Origin of the sequence: Ahrensia marina, from assembly GCF_001293565.1 — a bacterium.
Classification (GTDB): domain Bacteria; phylum Pseudomonadota; class Alphaproteobacteria; order Rhizobiales; family Rhizobiaceae; genus Ahrensia; species Ahrensia marina.
This window is the reverse complement of sequence record NZ_JXMU01000058.1, coordinates 1-353: the sequence shown is the minus strand read 5'-3', so window position 1 is coordinate 353 and position 353 is coordinate 1. Positions and strand designations below refer to the sequence as shown.

Annotated in this window: 1 protein-coding gene; it reads right to left on the bottom strand. The window is 55.8% G+C overall.

The window, feature by feature from the left end; all coding sequences use genetic code 11:
* Nucleotides 1–10: 10 nt before the first annotated feature.
* Nucleotides 11–353 (bottom strand): DUF2924 domain-containing protein (locus SU32_RS17195; RefSeq protein ID WP_144421196.1); only part of this gene is annotated, 343 nt, incomplete at its 5' end.

The window sequence follows — 353 nt, the reverse complement described above, 5'->3', positions numbered from 1 at the left end:
ACTTTTTTCATCAGCTTTCCAATCCAAAAAAGCGTGGGCCAGACCAGTGGGCACCGGTGATCTTCTTGGCAATGGCACTCAAGGACCGGTATGTCTTCCCATCCAGCCGAAAGCCCCTCTCCAGCGCTTCCACCTGATAGGTTCGTCCATTCCATTCACGCACCAGATGCGTCCCTGCCCTGACGCTCAGCACAGACGGTTTGGTTGATTTGGCTGTTCGGGTTGATTTAGTGACTGTAGAGGCATCGGTATTGGCGTCCGCCTTACCTCTGGCTTGCGCAATAGCAGATGGCTCCATTCGGGCCCTGCCCGTCATGCCGGCTTGATCGCAGGCATCGGAGGTGATGTTGTCG